The sequence below is a fragment of the Streptomyces sp. NBC_01571 genome, assembly GCF_026339875.1.
Taxonomy (GTDB): Bacteria; Actinomycetota; Actinomycetes; order Streptomycetales; family Streptomycetaceae; genus Streptomyces.
The window spans coordinates 3,868,960-3,886,575 of record NZ_JAPEPZ010000001.1; the positions used below are offsets into that span (position 1 = coordinate 3,868,960).

At 70.5% G+C, this 17,616-nt stretch carries 10 protein-coding genes; 6 read left to right on the plus strand and 4 right to left on the minus strand.

Annotated elements, in window-relative coordinates:
* Positions 1-46: 46 nt before the first annotated feature.
* The 3 genes from OHB41_RS17440 to OHB41_RS17450 form a co-directional block, all read right to left on the minus strand.
* Positions 47-4,126: an Rne/Rng family ribonuclease gene (locus OHB41_RS17440; protein ID WP_266699151.1), complete on the minus strand. Its 4,080-nt coding sequence runs from the start codon at positions 4,124-4,126 to the stop codon at positions 47-49.
* A gap of 261 nt (positions 4,127-4,387) precedes the next feature.
* Entirely contained in the window at positions 4,388-5,164 is a 777-nt protein-coding gene (locus OHB41_RS17445; protein WP_266699153.1) for a TIGR03936 family radical SAM-associated protein, read from the minus strand.
* Between the two features lie 48 nt (positions 5,165-5,212).
* Positions 5,213-6,409, minus strand: coding sequence for a hypothetical protein (locus tag OHB41_RS17450; RefSeq protein ID WP_266699154.1), 1,197 nt, complete (start codon positions 6,407-6,409; stop codon positions 5,213-5,215).
* A gap of 690 nt (positions 6,410-7,099) precedes the next feature.
* On the opposite strand from OHB41_RS17450, the gene OHB41_RS17455 reads away from it, so the two are divergent.
* The 5 genes from OHB41_RS17455 (at position 7,100) to OHB41_RS17475 (ending at position 12,114) form a co-directional block, all read left to right on the plus strand.
* Positions 7,100-8,338, plus strand: coding sequence for an ice-binding family protein (locus tag OHB41_RS17455; RefSeq protein WP_266699156.1), 1,239 nt, complete (start codon positions 7,100-7,102; stop codon positions 8,336-8,338).
* A 272-nt stretch (positions 8,339-8,610) separates the two neighbouring features.
* Positions 8,611-9,192 carry a DUF5819 family protein gene (locus OHB41_RS17460; RefSeq protein WP_323138378.1) on the plus strand — a complete coding sequence of 194 codons (582 nt, stop codon included), beginning with the start codon at positions 8,611-8,613 and terminating at the stop codon, positions 9,190-9,192.
* Positions 9,182-10,402 (plus strand): HTTM domain-containing protein, encoded by a 1,221-nt coding sequence (locus OHB41_RS17465; protein ID WP_266699159.1) that lies wholly within the window; start codon positions 9,182-9,184, stop codon positions 10,400-10,402. The genes OHB41_RS17460 and OHB41_RS17465 overlap by 11 nt, the downstream gene beginning before the upstream one ends.
* A gap of 732 nt (positions 10,403-11,134) precedes the next feature.
* Positions 11,135-11,449, plus strand: coding sequence for a twin-arginine translocation signal domain-containing protein (locus OHB41_RS17470; RefSeq protein ID WP_266705937.1), 315 nt, complete (start codon positions 11,135-11,137; stop codon positions 11,447-11,449).
* Positions 11,416-12,114: a 2-phosphosulfolactate phosphatase gene (locus OHB41_RS17475; RefSeq protein ID WP_266699161.1), complete on the plus strand. Its 699-nt coding sequence runs from the start codon at positions 11,416-11,418 to the stop codon at positions 12,112-12,114. The genes OHB41_RS17470 and OHB41_RS17475 overlap by 34 nt, the downstream gene beginning before the upstream one ends.
* Before the next feature lie 973 nt (positions 12,115-13,087).
* Here the strand turns inward: OHB41_RS17475 and OHB41_RS17480 are convergent.
* Entirely contained in the window at positions 13,088-14,284 is a 1,197-nt protein-coding gene (locus OHB41_RS17480) for an epoxide hydrolase family protein (RefSeq protein WP_266699162.1), read from the minus strand.
* A 209-nt stretch (positions 14,285-14,493) separates the two neighbouring features.
* Here OHB41_RS17480 and OHB41_RS17485 point away from each other — a divergent pair, with 209 nt between their 5' ends.
* On the plus strand, positions 14,494-17,310 hold the full coding sequence (locus OHB41_RS17485; RefSeq protein WP_266699164.1) for an AAA family ATPase: 2,817 nt from the start codon (positions 14,494-14,496) through the stop codon (positions 17,308-17,310).
* The last annotated feature ends 306 nt before the right edge of the window (positions 17,311-17,616 follow it).

Below are 17,616 nucleotides of genomic sequence, written 5' to 3' on the forward strand. Positions count from 1 at the left end.
GCCCCGGGCTCCGCCGTCGACGGAGATCCGGGGCACCGGGCGGGACTCAGCTCTCGTCGGTGGAGGCCGTGACGGAGGGGAGCGTCTGCTCGGCCGCCGCGGTCTTCTTCGACGTCGACTTGGCGGCCGTCTTCTTGGCCGTCGCCTTCTTGGCCGTGGTGGCCTTCTTGGCGACGGTCTTCTTGGCCGCGGTCGCGGTCTTCTTGGCGACGGTCTTTTTCGCCGTCGTCTTCTTGGCGGCCGTCTTGCGGGTGGCCGCCTTCTTGGCCGGGGCCGGAACCTCGGCGTCCGCACCGGCGTCGGTCGCCTGGTCCTGCCCGGTCTCCGTGGCCGGCTCGGCGGGCGTCTCCGCCGCCACCGACGGGACGACCATGACGGCCGCCTCCTCGGACGCGGTGGGCGCGGTGGCCTTGCGGACGGCGCGCCGGCGCGGGCGGGCCGGAGCCGCGCTCTCGACGGGCGCCTCGGCGGGCGCTTCGGCGGTCTGCTCGGCCGGGGTCTCCGGCGCGGGCGCCGCGACCGGCTCCGTGACCGTCACCACGGTGTCCTGCGCCGCCTTCGGTGAACCGGCCGGGGCCGACACCTTCCGCGTCGCACGGCGCCGCGTACGGCCCTTGGGAGCGGCCTCGTCCTCGGCGGCGGGGGCCGGCGCGGCCTCCGTCACCTCGACGGCCTCGGCCTGCGCCACCGGCGCCTCGGCCGCGGGGGCCTCGACGACCGGGTCCTCGACCGCGACCGGCTCGGCCTCGGCGGCCTCGCGGGAAGCCCGCTCGGCCCGCTCCTCACGCCGGCTCCGGGGAGCGCGCTCCTCGGCCTTCGGCGCGCCCGCGGGGGCCGAGGCACGCCGGGTGGCGCGGCGCCGCGAACGGCCCCGGGACACCGCGGCCTCCGCCTCGGCGGCGCTGCTGTAGAACTCCTCGTCGGCCTGGAACTCCGACACGGGCTGCGCCGGCGCGGCGGCCTCGACGGCCACCTCGGCCTCGGCCGTCTCCGGCTCCTCCGCCGCCTCGTACGTCTGCTCATGGTCGTGGTCGTGGTCGTGCACCTGCTCGGCGCCGCCGCGACCGCGCTTCTTGCGCTTGCCGCCGCCCCCGACGGACGTCGGCTGCTCCATGTGCACGATGACACCGCGGCCGTTGCAGTGGACGCAGGTCTCGGAGAACGACTCCAGCAGGCCCTGTCCGACCCGCTTACGGGTCATCTGCACCAGACCCAGCGAGGTCACCTCGGCCACCTGGTGCTTCGTGCGGTCGCGTCCCAGGCACTCCAGGAGGCGGCGCAGGACCAGGTCGCGGTTGGACTCCAGGACCATGTCGATGAAGTCGATGACGACGATGCCGCCCAGGTCGCGCAGCCGCAGCTGGCGCACGATCTCCTCGGCCGCCTCCAGGTTGTTCCTGGTCACGGTCTCTTCGAGGTTGCCGCCCTGGCCGGTGAACTTGCCGGTGTTGACGTCGACCACGACCATCGCCTCGGTCTTGTCGATCACCAGCGAACCGCCGCTGGGCAGCCAGACCTTGCGGTCCAGCGCCTTCATCAGCTGCTCGTCGATGCGGTACGTCGCGAAGACGTCGACCTCGGAGGTCCACTTCGAGAGGCGGTCGGTCAGGTCGGGGGCCACGTGCGCGACGTAGCCGTGGATGGTCTCCCACGCCTCGTCGCCGCTGACGATGACCTTGGAGAAGTCCTCGTTGAAGATGTCGCGGACGACGCGGACGGTCATGTCCGGCTCGCCGTAGAGCAGCGTCGGGGCGTTGCCGCTCTTCGCCTTCTTCTGGATGTCCTCCCACTGCGCCTGCAGACGCTCGACGTCACGGCGCAGCTCGTCCTCGCTCGCGCCCTCGGCGGCGGTGCGCACGATGACGCCCGCGTCCTCGGGGACGATCTTCTTGAGGATGGTCTTCAGACGCGCGCGCTCGGTGTCGGGCAGCTTGCGGCTGATGCCGGTCATCGAGCCCTCGGGCACGTAGACCAGGTAACGGCCGGGCAGGGAGACCTGGCTGGTGAGGCGGGCGCCCTTGTGGCCGATCGGGTCCTTGGTGACCTGCACGAGGACCGACTGGCCCGACTTCAGGGCGGATTCGATGCGGCGCGGCCCGTTGGCCATGCCGAGCGCCTCGAAGTTGACCTCACCGGCGTAGAGGACCGCGTTGCGGCCCTTGCCGATGTCGATGAAGGCGGCCTCCATCGACGGCAGCACGTTCTGGACCTTGCCCAGGTAGACGTTGCCGACGTACGAGGTCGACTGCTCCTTGTTGACGTAGTGCTCGACGAGCACGTTGTCCTCGAGGACGCCGATCTGGGTGCGCTCGCCGCTCTGGCGGACGACCATCACGCGCTCGACGGCCTCACGGCGGGCCAGGAACTCGGCCTCGGTGATGATCGGAACACGGCGGCGGCCCTGCTCGCGCCCTTCACGACGGCGCTGCTTCTTCGCCTCCAGGCGGGTGGAGCCCTTGATGGACTGCACCTCGTCGCTGGGGTGGTCGTCCTTCTTGCCGCGGGGCTCGCGGACCTTGACGACGGTGCGCTCGGGGTCGTTCCCGGTGGAGTCGCCGTCCGTGCCGGAGTCACCGGCGCGACGACGACGGCGACGACGGCGCCGGCTGCTGCTGGAGCCGCCCGACTCCTCGCGCTCGTCCGACTCCTCGGCGTCCTCGGCGTCCTCGGCGGTCTGCTCCGCGGTGTCCTCGGCGTCCTGCGCGGCCTGCTCGGCGGCGTACTCGTCGTCACCGTCCTCGCCGTCCGCGTCGGCGGACTCGCCACGGCGACGGCGACGGCCACCGCGACGGCGGCGACGGCGCGAACCGGCCGACTCCTCCTCGTCGGACTCGTCACCCTCGGCGGCGTCCTCGACGGACTCGTCGGGCTCCTCCGCCTCGTCGGCGGCCTCGACGGGGGCGGCCTGTACGGGGGCGGCCTGTACGGGGGCGGCCACGGGCTCGTCCTCGACGGTCCGGCGGCGACGGCGCCGGCGTCCGCCGGTCGTCTCCTCGGCGGCCGCGACGGGCTCGGGGGCCTCGACGACCTCGGTCACCTCGTCGGCCTCTGGAGCCTCCACGGCCTCCTCGGCCGCTTCGGCGGCAGCCGCGGCCGCGGCCCGCTCCGGCGTCTGGAACATCGGCTCGGTGAACACGGGCGCCTGGAAGACCGCGACGGCCGGACGCGCGGGGCGACGGCCGGACTCGGTCTCCTTCGGCGCGGGGGCGGAGAAACCGACGGCGGCCTTGCGGGTCGCGCGGCGGCGGCCCCGGCGCGGGGCACCGTCCTCGGCGGTCTCCGTGGTCTCCGTGGTCTCGACAGCCTCGACCGGGGCGGCGGCGGTGCTCTCGCCGGTCCGGCGCGTCTCGCTGGGCTGGGTCTCGCTGGACACGGGCGCCTCCACACGCTCGTCGGCGGTGTCGCCCTCGGGCTCACCGGCGGGTGCGGAGACGCGCCGGGAAGCGCGACGTCGGGTGGTACGACGGGGTGCGGCGTCCTCGGCGGCGGGCGCATCGGCCTCGGCGGGCACCGGCTCTGCCGCGTCGTCGGCGGACGCGACGGTCTCGACGGCCTCGACGCTCGCGGCGGCCTGGGGCGCGCCGGTCGGCGCGGAGGCGCGCCGGGTGGCACGGCGGCGCGGGCGGGCGGCGGGCGCGGCCTCGTCGGCGGCGGCCTGCTCGGTCCCGGCCTCTACGGCGGGGGTCTGCGCCTCGGGCGCGGGAACCACGGTCTCCGTGGCCTCCGGCGCCTCGGCGGTCTCCGCCGTCACGGGGGCGCCCGCGGGCGCGGAGGCCCGGCGGGTGGCACGACGGCGGCTACGGCGCGGAGCGGTGTCCTCGGCGGTGGTGTCCTCGGCGCCGGTGCCGTCGGCCGGGGTCGGGCCGGAGGCGGTCTCGGCCACCGCTTCCTCGACCGTCTCCTCGGCCTCTTCGGCCTCGGCGGCCGCTACGGCCTCGGCGGATGCCACCGGCGGTATGGCCGGGGCGGTGGTCTCGGCCACGGCCGCGGACTCGGCAGCGCCGGTGGGCGGGCCGGCGGGACGCGACGCCGCACGGCGGCGGCGCCGCGGCGGCAGGGTGTCGCTGGGGGTGTTGTTGGTGTCGGAGCCCGTGGAGGGCTCAGTGGGTTCGGTCGGCTCGAGCATGCGGGTGGATCTCCCGTCAGGCTCCCGGGCGCCGCGCCTGGTCCGGCAGTGCCGGTGACGTCCGCGGCTCGCGCGATGCGCGGTGCCGCCGTCCGGGGCGCGGGCGCCGCACGGGAGCTCTCTGTGTCCTGTCTCGCCGGTTCCGTACGCCATGTGTGCGTACGGCCTGGCGAAAGTCTTCTGGTGGGTGCGCTGCCCGACCCAGGTGGCTCCCGGATACGAGGGCGGCGCTACGACATCCGTCCCTACGCGGGACCTTCCTTACGCCGACGCCTTCGCGGCGGCAGCTGTGGCGGCCCCTGTGCGATCGGCTGGAGCGGCCGTGACTGCCTCGCGGTCGGGCGCGAGCGGGTCGGTCACCGTGCCGGTCTCTTCATCGAACAGCCCCTGCGCCAGCCTGGTCACCGCTGCGGCGACCGGCGGCGCCAGGTCGGCCACGGCGCGAAGACCGGACAGGACGTCGTCGGGTCGAACGGCAGGCGTCACGTGCCGAACAACCAGCCGCAGTATCGCACAGGGCTGGTCCGTCGGCCTATCAGCCTGCGCGCTGTGCGCCTCGAGGCTCGCCACTGCGCTGCGGGCGTCGAAGGTGCGCATCCCGTTCTTGGTCCTGCGCTGGACCTCCACGGCGTCGGCCGCCGTGAAGGCGACGACCGCGCGCTCCGCGTCCTCGGGCGTCACGCCGTCGAGGCGCAGCTCCCACACGGACGCGGTGAGCCGGTCGGCGAGACCCGAGGTGCGGGCCTCGACCGCCTCGATGATGTCGAGCCCCACGGGCATCGACTCGTCGAGGAGCTCGCGCAGCTTCTCCGGGTCACGCGCCGCCGTGAGCGCGATCTCCAGGTACTCCGCCTCACTGCCCGTGCCGGTGGGTGCGGCATTGGCGTACGACACCTTCGGATGCGGCGTGAACCCCGCCGAGTAGGCCATCGGCACGTCGGCACGGCGCAACGCACGCTCGAAGGCGCGCTGGAAGTCACGGTGGCTGGTGAACCGGAGGCGGCCGCGCTTGGTGTAGCGCAGTCGGATGCGCTGCACCGCGGGTGCGGGCGGCGGGCCTTCGGGCTGTCGCTTGCCCAGTGTCGTTCAGTCCTTCGTGAGAGCGGTCGTACTGCTACCTAGAGTACGTGCAGCGGGGGCTCCTGGTTCCCCGCGGGGCTTCGTCGCCCGGAGCGGCTCGGGCTCGCGGGGCGTGCCGAACAGGAGCCGGCGGACGTCGGCACCGGTCTGCCGCGCGGACTCGCGGGCGGCGTCCAGGATCTGCCGGGTGACCCGGCCCACACTGCGGGCGGCCTCGGCGGCGGGCCGCAGAACCGTGTCCCGGACGGCATGCCCGAGCGGCGTCAGGACGGTCCGGTACGCCCAGCGCACGGGCTCGACGAAGGCCAGCCGGAGCAGCCGTGCGAGGAAGCGCCCGACGGCGAGCGACAGATGCCCGGCCACCCGCCAGGCGTGTCCGAGCGCGTCCACGATCTCCCGGCCGACGACGGCGAGGACGCGGCCCACGGGCACCAGGACCCCGCGCCACACGGCGAGCGCGGGCAGGACGAGCAGGACACGCAGCGTCCAGCAGAGACCGGTGCCGATCCCGCTGAAGATCATCCCTACGAGTCGTCCGAGTCCGCGTGCCGTCCACGCGACGGCCCGTCCGGCGGGCGCGAGGACCCACTCGTAGCACCACAGCGCCGGTACGACGATCAGATACCGCGTCAGCCAGGCCACGGCCCCGTACACCCCGAGTCCGACAGCCGCGAGCTCCATCCCGACGCCTTTGAGCAGCCGGGCGAGCGCGCGGCCCACGGGTACCAGCAGCCACGCGTACACCCGGCCGAGCCCGGCACCGATGCCGCGCAGCACCCGGCCGAGCCCGCTGAGAACGCCCCGCAGCACCCACGCCAGTGCGGCGCCGGTCCCCCGCACCGTCCAGGCGATCGCGTGCCCGAGGGGGGTGAGCACCCGGCCGTACAGCCAGGCGGCGGGCACCACGAGCAGCACGTACCCGAGCCGGCCCAGCATCCTGCCGACCGGGACCACGACGTACCGCCACAGCGTCGCCCAGGGCCACACGAACACCGCCCACGCCACCCACAGCAGCGCCCGGCCCACCGGCCGCAGCACGGTGTCGCGCAGCAACCGGCCGCCGGCGACCAGCGCGTCCCACGCCATGCGAACCGGCACCACGAGCACGAACACGACGATCCGTACGGGCAGCCGGACAGCGACCGTGAGGCACCCCTCGGCCCGGGGCACGGGTCGCTCGGTGGGCGGCTTTTCCAGATCCATACCGAAGTAGACGCGCCACCGCGGCGTCTGGATGCGCGCGGCCTCCCCTCTCCTCGCCTCCGCGGCCCCGTCGGGAGGGGATTGCCGGTCGCCCCCGGGCCCGTCCCCATGCACTCCGCGACCGTCCTTACCCTCGGCCCCTCACACCACCGCGCGAATGCGACAGGGCGATATTCAGAATGACGGGAACGGCAAGAATGACAAGAATGACGGGAACGGCGAGAACGGCGAGAACAGGGAGAACAGTAGGAACGAGGAGAACGAGGATCAGCGGGAAACCCTATTCCGCAAAGATCAATTCCGCACTCGACCCTCGCCCGGACCAGCGGCAGGCATCTCACCCCCCTGCCCCCAGACCGGACTCCGCGACCCCCGGCCGAAATCCGACACCCTTTCCGTTTCCGCTGTCCAGCGCAAGCGAATAGAGTCGACGGTCGACGCCAATCCACCTGCACCCTCCCGGCCTTTGATGATTCCACCTGATCCGTTCGGCGCAAATGTCGGATGATCGGAAATGTAAAATGAATTCTTCAACTGCTCATTGCGCCATCCGAAGGGTAAGCACTTCCCTTACCCTCTCCATAGCTTCCGGGCTGATTTTCCTGCGTAATATGCCACATCAGCAACATGGCTTCCCGGGCGATCGGTAGGGCCCGGTACGCCACGGCCCCCACAGAAAATGGCCCCTAGATGAAGCTGAAGTTCCCTCAAGCGGCTCGCGGCCGTAATTTGTCCGGCTTGCTGGCCTCGGCTCTCGCCGCGACGGTTGCCGCCACGATGGTCGCCCTGACACCGACACAGGCGATGGCCATTGCCACACCCGTGCCGTTGGCCACCGCCGCGAGTTTCTCCGTCCTGTCCGGTCAGGGCGTCATGAACACCGGCCCGTCGGTGCTCAGCCACGACCTCGGCACGAGCCCGAACCCGGCCATCACCGGATTCCCGCCCGGCGTGGTACTCGGCGCCGTGCACCCCGCCGACGCTGTCGCGCTCCAGGCCAAGTCCGACCTGGTGACGGCCTACAACCAGGCGGCCGGCCAGGCCACGGACTTCGCACTGCCGGCGGCCATCACCACGGGCACCACGTTGATCCCGGGTGTCTACACCGCCACGTCCGGCGTCGGACTCACCGGCGACCTGATCCTGGACGCCGGAGGAAACCCGAACGCCGTCTGGGTGTTCCAGATCCCCGAAGCCCTCACGACGGCATCGTCCAGCCGCGTGCTGCTGACCAACGGCGCATCGGCCTGCAACGTGTACTGGCAGATCGGGAGTTCGGCCACCCTCGGCACCACCTCCACGTTCGTGGGCACCCTGATGGCCCTCACCTCGATCAGCGTGACCACCGGCACGAACATCGAGGGCCGGGCCCTGGCCCGCAACGGCGCCGTGACCCTCGACAGCAACAAGATCTTCCTCAACAACTGCGCGACCACCACCACCGGCGGCACCACCACCGGCACGACCACCAGCGGTGGCCTGATCACGGGTGGCCTGGTCAGTGGCGGCCTCCTGGGCGGACCCGTCGTCAGCGTCACCAGCGGTGACACCTCGGGCAACATCGCCGGCAACACGTCCGGGAACACCGCGGGCAACACCGCCGGGAACACCACCTCCGGGAACACCCAGGGCAACACCGCCGGGAACGGCACCGCCGGAAACACCGTCGGCGGCAACACCACCGGCGGATCCGGACACGGCGGAAAACCCGAAAAGCCGCACCACCACAACAAGCCCGCCCGCCCGCACCACGACGAGAAGCCCCACCACGGCGAGAAGCCCCACCACGGCGAGAAGCCCCAGCACGGGCACGACATGGACCACGGCAAGCCCTCCTACGGCGAGCAGCCCGAGGAGAACTACGGCTACGCCGACGTCCCCCACGGCCGCGAGGCCGCCCTCGACTACGCCAAGGGCTACGAGGGCTAGACGACACCCCGCAGTGAATCCGCTCAGCGGATGACGGCGCGCGGCGGAATCCTCACCGATCCCGCCGCGCGCCGCCGGTGACAGTCCGAAAAAGTGGCCAGACATGAGTAGCTGATATGAGAAAGACAGGGTGGGCGGTGTCGAGCGGAATTGAACCAGCGGACGTGAAGGAACTCCCGCACTCCGATTCCGGCCCGGCCGCACAGGAATGTCCTGACGACGTGCCCACGCCGGCCAAGACGTCGAAGAGGGCTCGGGTACTGAAAGCAGGGATGTCCGCCGCAGTGGTCCTGTGTGTGGCGACGACTCTCGTCCATGTCGTCCTGGTGTTCCTTCACGTCGCACCTGCCAACACCGTCTCCAAGCGATACAACCCGTTGATCAACGCATGGGTGTATCCGTTCTTCGAGCAGAACTGGCGGCTTTTCGCCCCGGACCCCGAGTCGGTCAACCGGCAGATTCTTGCGAGAACGGCACGCAGCGGCACCGGGAAATCGGTTCACGTGAGTTCCTGGTTCGACCTGACGGCCGTGGACAACTCCGCCGTCGAACACGACCCGTTCCCCAGTCACACGGCGCAGAACCTGTTGCGCCGCTCCTGGACTTCCTACGTCGAGTCACACGGTGGGGACGACAGGGCGCACACGGAGCGCGCGTTGATGATGCAGAAGTATCTGAGCAACATCGCCGCGGACCGCATGGCGGCCCACAACGGCGGCACTTTCGACTTCATTCAGCTCCGGGTCGTCACACGGCCCATCGCCGCGCCCGGGTCCCCGGTCGGCAGCCGCCCGCCGGCGCCGACCGAGAACCGGCTCCTGCCCTGGTGGAAGGTGACCCCCCATGGGAACTGAGCAGATCCCCCGGATCACCCCCACGGCACCCGCACCCGACGGGTCGGGGGGCCGGCGGAAGGCGCACTCGGGCCCCGTCCAGTGGCTCGTCGACCGGGCCGCGGCCGCGGGGGAACTTCTGACCGGTCGGCCGGTGTCCCTGTACGCCGCGTCGGTGCTGCGCATCGGCTACGGACTGCTCTACCTGGTCTTTCTGCTGCGCGAGTTCCCGCACCGTGACGAGATCTGGGGCCCCGACTCCCCGTGGACCCCCGCGCTGGCGCGACAGCTCTTCGACCAGACAGGGTGGAACAGCATCCTGACCCTGTCCGACAGCCGCGCCTACTTCGAGCTCTGCTACGCGCTCGCCCTCGTCACGTCCGCGCTGTTCGTACTGGGCTGGCGGACGCGCGCCCTGTCCGTCCTCTTCGCCGTCGTGGTGGTCTCGTTCCATGCCCGGGCGATCTTCATGACGGACGGGGGCGACAACCTGGTCCTGCTGATGGCCATCTATCTCGCCCTCACCGCGTGCGGCCGGCGCTGGTCCCTGGACGCACGGAGGGTCCGGCTGAGGACCGCTCGTGGCGGCGCCCCGGCGCCGCGGGTGGAGCACCACTTCCTCCGACAACTCCGCGCGTCCCTGGCCACCTTGACCACGGTGGTCCACAACTGCGGCATGTTCGTCATCGCGGCCCAGGTCTGTTTCCTCTACGGATCAGCCGGCCTGTTCAAGGTCCAGGGCGCTTCCTGGGGCGCCGGAACCGCTCTCCACTTCGTCCTGAACCTCCGGCTCTTCCAGCCCTGGCCCGCGCTCTCCCACTACGTGGACCAGCACACGATCCTGATCGCGATCGCCGGCTACCTGACGGTGCTCCTGCAGGTGGCCTTCCCGTTCGTGCTGTTCGGCAGGCTCAAGTACCCGGTTCTCGCCATGCTGCTGGGTATGCACCTCGGCATCGCGGTGCTCATGGGGCTGCCTCTCTTCTCCGGCGCGATGATCGTCGCGGACGCCGTGTTCCTGCCCGACCGCTTCTACGTCTTCCTTCCTCGCCTGTGCCGACGCGTGGGGCTGCGGACAGGTGTGTGGCGGCCGGCACCCTCGCGGGCGACGGGAGCCGGGTCGGTACCCGCGCAGGGCGGGCCCGGCGTACCCGGCCCGAAGCGTCCCTCCGCTTCGCCGGAACCGAGAGACACCCCGGTCACCACAGAGCTCGCGTCCGGCAAGGACTGAGAGTGGACTGGGTCGTCACGCGCCGCGTCCACGACGTGCTCCGTCAGGAGTACGGGCGCAGATCACCGCGGGGCAGCAGAATCACCCGGGCCTGAAAGCTCCCGACCGGGGAACCCGACTTCTGCGACACCGATGGGTGCCGCTTCCCCGAAGGAAAGAGAAGATCGTGTACATAGGTCTGGGTACTGTCGTCCTCATCATCGTCATCGTCGCCGTCGTCATGATGCTGCGCCGCGGCTGACCCACGCCCGCGTTCCACACGGTCAGCCATGAACCACAGCCCGCCCCGAATCTCCATCTCCGGGCGGGCATGGTCATGATCGGCAACGGCCGGCTGCGGTGCTGCGAGAGCGGTGCGGTCCGCTCATGGCACCGAGCCCGGCTGACACCCTTGGCGCGTCACAGGCCCGCGCCGGCTCCGTGGAGGTGCGTGTCCGCCCCCGGCAGCACCCGGCAGCACCACCCCGCAGGCGACCAGCCCGGCCGTGACCGCCAGAACCGGGCCGGAAATCCGTGGACGATGATCCGCGTCCATCCGCCGCAATGACAAATAGCATAATGGCGAGGAAATTCAACGGGCCGCCGCTTTCCTCGAATTCGCGTTCCGGGCAACAGTGCCACGGTCACCCTTGTTAATCTGCGACTCCCAGAGATTGTCGACAAGGGATCGAACACGCCAATTGGTGAGGAATATTTGCCTTGGCCGAATAATGGCGTAGTCCGGTCGAGAGGATACGGACCACGCAGGACTTTTCTCGTCGCGGACTGCTGAAGGCCACGGCGGTCACCGGTGCGAGCGCGGTCGTTCTCCCGGGCATCGCGGCCGCGGAGGCCCCGGGCGCGAGCGCCCTCGCCTCCGAGGCCGGAGGCGCGACGTGCGGGCCGGCGAAGCTGACCGGCCGCATAGTCCGTCCCAACGATCCCGACTACGCGAACGCGAGCCTCGGGTGGGACGAGCTCTTCCGGGTGCCGACTGGGGAACCCGTGGCGAGCCGGGCGGTCAGAATGGCGCGATGGAGCATCGCCTCGTGGGCATCCCAGAGTTGACCGGCGTTCCCCGTGTCGCCGTCGTCATCGACGTCATGCGCGCCTTCACCGTGGCTGCCTGGGCCTTCTCGCGAGGCGTCGAGAGGATCGTCCTCGCCTCATCGGAGAGTGAGGCACTTGCCCTGAAGGAAAGCCACTCGGGTTGGCTGGCTCTGAAGGACGGAGCGCCGGCAGCGGGCTTCGACGCGGTGAACTCACCCGGCTTGCTCAGGTCACGCGATTTCGCCGGCCGCACGCTGGTGCAGAAGACGACGGCAGGAACCGTGGGCGCGCTGGCCGTCGCGAACGCGCCGCTGGTCCTGTGCGCGAGCTTCGTGGTGGCCGGCCCGACCGCGCGGTTCCTGCGGACCAGGGATGCCGGTCCGGTGACGTTCGTTGTCACCGGCGAGGGAGGCCGGGCCGACGAGGACCGGGCCTGCGCCGAATACATTGGCCGATGTATGGCCGGAGGCGATGTCGACCCGGCCCCCTACCTCCACCGCGCGAGGACTTCTCGTGCCGCGGCGGACCTCGCCGGTGGGCTGCGGAGTGGTTACCACCCGGACGATGTCGATCTCTGTCTGGAGATCGACAGGTTCTCCTTCGCCATGACGGCTCGCCAGGAAGAGTCCCTGACGGTGCTCCGTCCCGTTGCGGTGCCCACCATCCCGTCCGGTCTCCGCTGACCTGCTGGAACTCTGGATTTCAGGCGGCGGCGCTCACCGATCAGGGCGGCCTCTGCCGCCTACGCCGGTCGCTGGGAGCGATGCGGGTGTCGATGATGTTCCCAGGTCCCCGTGTCCCTCTGAGCCAGAGGATCCGAGAGGCCCGTCAGTCGAGAAAGCCCCGCCGACGTGCGGCGTCGGTGAGCACGCGAACCAACCAGTGCCGTCCGTGGCACAACCGGAGCATCGCGACGCCGTGGGGTATCCCAAGGATTTCCGAGACCTCCCTCGCGGAGAAGTCTTCGACGTCCGCGAGATGGACAACGATCGCCAGCTTTCGGGGAAGTTCCCCGAGAGCCGCTTTCACCTCATGGCCGGACAGCCGGTCCAGGGCCTGGGATCGAGGCATCCGAGGCGCACTGAGCGTCGGAGGGTGCTTCACCGTCCGCCAACGGCGGGGACATCCCGCCGAGCATGTCGACCGTGCCGAGCACTCCCCCTCACCGGGGGCGTGGAAAGCGGTGTCGGCCAGGAGGTGGAACAGCCGGAGCTGGAGGCTCGTGCCGCCGGTGAACGCACCGAACGCGCTGAAAGCCCGGACATACGTCTCTTGCACCAGGTCTTCGGCGAGAGCGCGGTGGTGGGTCACGTGTGTCGCGGCCACGTACAGACGGTCGAGGAATGGCATGGCCTCGCTTTCGAAGCGTACGAGGAGCCGGACTTGATCCTGGGCTGCTGGGTGAAGGATTCGAGGCGCCGGGGCCCCGTGGAGCCAGGATCTGAGTCTCGGTGGAGCTGCCGGACGGGATACGTCGCCGCCCGGGCGGTCGAGGCCTATTCATCGTTGCGATCTCGTAGATCAGCGGAGAACCCACTCATGGAGGAGCACATGTCCGTCCGCGGAGAGGCCGAGGAGACACGGGGCGGCCGAGTGGGCCTGGAGCCGCTTCGCTCGTCCGCCCCGTCGTGCCGGCGCCTGTTCAGGCGTCGGGCACTAGCGCATGGAGCGGAAGCCTGTGCGAAGCTCGTTCACGAGGAGCTCCGGCTGCTCCCAGGCGGCGAAGTGCCCGCCCTTGGGGAGCCGGTTGTAGTGGACGAGGTTCGGATAGGCCTGCGCGGTCCAGCTCTTGGGGGCCTGGTAGAGCTCGTCGGGGAAGACGCTCACGGCGACCGGGAGCTTGACCCCGTTGACGGCGAAGAACGGAGTCGTGTTCTCCGCGTAGAGACGGGCCGCGGAGACCGCGGTGTTCGTCAGCCAGAACAGCGTGACGTTGTCCAGGACGTCATCACGGGACAGACCCTCGCTCACACCGTCGAAAGCACGGGTGATCATGGCCAGGCTCTTCGCGTCGTGGTCGAGCAGGAAGGACGCCAGACCCACCGGGGAGTCCGCCAGCCCGGTCAGGGACTGCGGACGCGAACCCATCATGTACGCGTAGTAGACGTGCCGGTACACGAAGTCCAGCTGGTCGACCGCCGTCTGCTCCTCGTCGGACAGTGTCAGGCCCTCGGGCAGCGGGTCGCCCTTGGCGAGCGCGGCGTCGATGTCGGTCGGAATCACCTTCGGCATGTTGGTGTGGATGCCGATCAGGCCCTCGGGCTCCTGCGAACCCATCAGGTCGGTGACGATCGCACCCCAGTCGCCGCCCTGCGCGACGTATTCGGTGTAGCCCAGGCGCTTCATCAGCTCACCCCACGCGGCAGCGATGCGCTCCGGGCTCCAGCCCTTCTCCGAGGGCTTACCGGAGAACCCGTAGCCGGGCATCGACGGAATCACCACGTGGAAAGCGTCCGAGGCGTCCCCGCCATGAGCGGTCGGGTTGGTGAGCGGCTCGATGATCTTCAGCTGCTCGACGACCGAACCCGGCCACCCGTGCGTCACGATCACCGGCAGGGCGTTTTCGTGCTTGGAGCGGACGTGGATGAAGTGGATGTCCAGCCCGTCGATCTCGGTGATGAACTGCGGGTAGGAGTTCAGCTTCGCCTCGACCTTGCGCCAGTCGTACTCCTTCGCCCAGTACCGCGCCAGTTCCTGAACCGTGGAAAGCTGCGTGCCCTGGGACTGGTCGGCGACGGTCTCCTTCTCGGGGAAACGCGTCGCCTCGATGCGCGCACGCAGGTCCTGGAGCTCCGCCTCGGGGAATTCGAAGGTGAAGGACCGGATTGCCGTCGATGCGGCAGTGTCAGACATGTGGGGGTTCTCCTTGCGGTGGTCAGCGGCTCCGTGCCGCGGGACTCGTCCACAGTGGATGGGGGCGACGCGCGTCGCCCCAGGGGAACCCCCGGGGTCGGTCCCGTGGCCGGAACCCGGGGGCGGTCCGAGCCCGGCACGCATACCGAAATCAACAGAAGCGGAATAAGGTCATATGGCGGGGTAATCGGCGTATCAGGGAGCGACCCATGGGAGTGCCCGCCGTCGATTCACCGGTCACACTCCGTGGCCGAGGCCAGGAGAAGGCTGCGTTGGAGCGTGCGCTGGACACGGCGCGCGGAGGTAGCAGCGCTGTGCTGGTGCTTCGCGGCGAGGCGGGGATCGGGAAGACCGCGCTGTTGGGCTATGCGGCCGGCCGGGCCGAGGGGTTCCGCACCACCGCCGTCGCGGGCGTCGAGTCGGAGATGGAGCTCCCGTTCGCGGGCCTTCAACAGTTGTGCGCTCCCCATATGGGCCGGCTCCAAGGGCTGCCCGGACCGCAGCGGAATGCCCTGTCCGTCGCGTTCGGGCTGCGGGAAGGAGAGGCGCCCAACCAGTTCCTGGTGGGTCTGGCCGTGCTCGGTCTGCTGGCCGGCGCCGCCGAGGACCGGCCGCTGGCCTGTCTCGTCGATGACGCGCAGTGGCTCGACGACGGTTCACTGCAGGTGCTCGGATTCGTCGCACGGCGATTGGTGGCCGAGCCGGTGGCTTTGATCTTCGCCCTGCGGGATTCTGCCAGTGATCGTGAACTGGCGGGTCTGCCGGAAATGCTCGTCTCGGGCATGAGGGATCCCGAGGCGCGAGCCCTGCTGGCATCGGCCGTGCGCGTGCCCTTCGATCCCCTGGTACGGGAGCGGATCGTGGCCGAAGCACGCGGAAACCCGATGGCTCTGCTGCAGCTGCCGCGCGCGCTCGATCCCGCCGAGCTGGCGGGCGGCTTCGGGTTCCCCGGCGGAGGCCCCGTGGCCGGCAGTATCGAGACCGCCCTCCGCCGGCGCCTCCATACGCTGCCTGACGAGAGTCGACGGCTTTTGATGACTGCCGCGGCCGAGCCGACCGGGGATGTGGAGCTCCTGTGGCGCGCGGCCGGCCTGCAGGGGATAACCGGGGACGCCGTCGCGGCGGCCGAAGCCACCGGTCTGGTCAAATTCGGAGCCGGGGTCCGTTTCCAGCACCCCTTGGTACGCTCAGCCGTATACCGGACAGCATCCGCGCCGGAGCGCAGGGCCGCCCACAAGGCGCTGGCGGAAGCCACCGACCCGCACCACGATCCCGATCGCAGGGCCTGGCATCGCGCTCACGCCACCGCCCGGCCCGACGAGGATGTCGCCTTCGATCTGGAACGCTCCGCCTGCGGGGCGGAGAGCAGAGGCGGCGCCGCCGCGGCAGCTGCCTTCCTGCGGCGGGCGGCGGAGCTGACGCCCGACCCCGCGCGCCGCGTCACCCGCGCGCTGGCTGCCGCCCAGGCAGCGATCGACGCCGGCGGGGGCGACCAGGCCCACCACATGCTGGCGGTGGCCGAGACCGGTCCCCTCGATGACCTTCAGAGCGCCCGCTTGGAGCGGCTGCGGGCCCGGCTGGTGTTCTCCGAAGTGCGCGGCAGCGACGCGCCCCGGCTCCTGCTCGACGCCGCGCACCGGCTGGAGCCCCTGGATGCGGCCCTCGCCCGCGACACCCTGCTGGAGGCGACCGGCGCGGCGATCTTCGCCGGCCAGTTGAACGAGGGACCGGGATTGCGCGAGGTAGCGGAGGCGGCCCGCGCCGGACCGCCGCCCTCGACGCCGCCGCGGATGGTCGATGTCCTTCTGGACAGCTTTGCCAGCTTGATCATCGACGGCTACGCGACCGGCGTCGATACTCTGAGGCGTGCCCTGCACGTCGTTCTGGAGCGACAGAGATCCAGCGCGGCGGATACCGACAGGCGATGGCTGTGGTTGGCGTTCCGGGTGACGCCCGAGGCCCTCGCACCGGAGCTGTGGGACGACGAGGCGTGGTACGAGTTGGCGACCGGCGCGGTCGCTGTCGCTCGCGGGACGGGAGCGCTCGCCGTCCTCCCGATGGCACTGAGCTACCAGGCATGCTTCCACGTGCATGCCGGTCAGTTCGACACCGCGGCGGCCCTGATCGACGAGGCGACGGCTATCTCGGAGGCGATCGGCGGCGCGCCCATGATGTACTCGGAACTCGTGCTCGGTGCCTGGCGAGGACGGGAAACCCAGGCGCTGGCCGGCATCGAGAAGACCATCGAAGAAGTGCGCCCCCGGGGTGAGGGACGCGTTATCGGCCTGGCCGAGTACGCGACCGCCGTGCTCTACAACGGCCTCGGCCGTTACGAGGACGCGCTTGCCGCCGCGACACGTGCCTGCCGGTTCGAAGACCTGGGATTCTTCGGCTGGGCACTGGCCGAACTCATCGAGGCGGCTGCCCGCAACGGGCAGCCGGAGGCAGCCGTTTCCGCGCTGGCCAGGCTCAGCGAACGCACCCGTGCCTGTGGCACCGAATGGGCGTTGGGTACGGAGGCCTGCTCGCGCGCGCTGCTGAGCGACGACCGAGCCGCCGAGTCGCTCTACCAGGAGGCGATCGAGCGTCTGGAACGTTGCCGGGTCACCGTCCACCAAGCCCGCGCCCGGCTGCTGTACGGCGAGTGGCTGCGCCGCCGGAACCGCCGCCATGACAGCCGCACTCAGCTCCGCACCGCCTATGAGACGTTCACCCGGGTCGGCGCCGAAGGATTCGCCGAGCGCGCCCGTAGGGAACTCCTCGCCACCGGGGAGACCGCCCGCAAACGGACCTTCGGCACCGACTCCGAACTGACCGGCCAGGAGGCCCAGATCGCGGGGCTCGCCGGGGAAGGGCTCACCAACACCGAGATAGCCGCCCAGCTCTTCATCAGCTCACGCACGGTGGAATGGCACCTCGGCAACGTCTTCGCCAAGCTCGGGCTCAGCTCCCGCAGGCAACTGCGCTCCGCGTTGCCTCCGCCGAACCAGCGCCGCAGACGGCAGAACCAGCAGGTGGCGACCTGACGGCGAATCAGGGACGTCGCGCCGTCGCAACGGGCTTGAAAGAGGTCGTGGCAGCGGTGTCACCGTGGGTTCAAATCCCACACGCACCTCCGCCCAGGACGCCTGGTCTCTGCCCGGTTGCTGAACTCCGAGGCCGTTCATAGGCGTTGATGCCGACGATGGATGTCAACAGGCCGCGATGCATCAAGGCCGCGGCACAGACGCTCGGAAGACAAGGGTGGAGGCGCGGGACGGCCTGATCGCCCAGGTCACTCCCGCTTCGGAAGGTCGGTCAGCGGTCGAGCGGCGCGGGCTGCGACTGCCGAC

Bases quoted from the DNA above. Each gene is read 5' to 3' on its own strand.
- OHB41_RS17460 (WP_323138378.1), top strand. From the start codon at position 8,611: ATGTCCGCCGCAGTGGTCCTGTGTGTGGCGACGACTCTCGTCCATGTC.
- OHB41_RS17485 (WP_266699164.1), top strand. From the start codon at position 14,494: ATGGGAGTGCCCGCCGTCGATTCACCGGTCACACTCCGTGGCCGAGGC.
- OHB41_RS17440 (WP_266699151.1), bottom strand. From the start codon at position 4,126: ATGCTCGAGCCGACCGAACCCACTGAGCCCTCCACGGGCTCCGACACC.
- OHB41_RS17475 (WP_266699161.1), top strand. From the start codon at position 11,416: ATGGAGCATCGCCTCGTGGGCATCCCAGAGTTGACCGGCGTTCCCCGT.
- OHB41_RS17465 (WP_266699159.1), top strand. From the start codon at position 9,182: ATGGGAACTGAGCAGATCCCCCGGATCACCCCCACGGCACCCGCACCC.
- OHB41_RS17480 (WP_266699162.1), bottom strand. From the start codon at position 14,284: ATGTCTGACACTGCCGCATCGACGGCAATCCGGTCCTTCACCTTCGAA.
- OHB41_RS17455 (WP_266699156.1), top strand. From the start codon at position 7,100: ATGAAGCTGAAGTTCCCTCAAGCGGCTCGCGGCCGTAATTTGTCCGGC.
- OHB41_RS17450 (WP_266699154.1), bottom strand. From the start codon at position 6,409: ATGGATCTGGAAAAGCCGCCCACCGAGCGACCCGTGCCCCGGGCCGAG.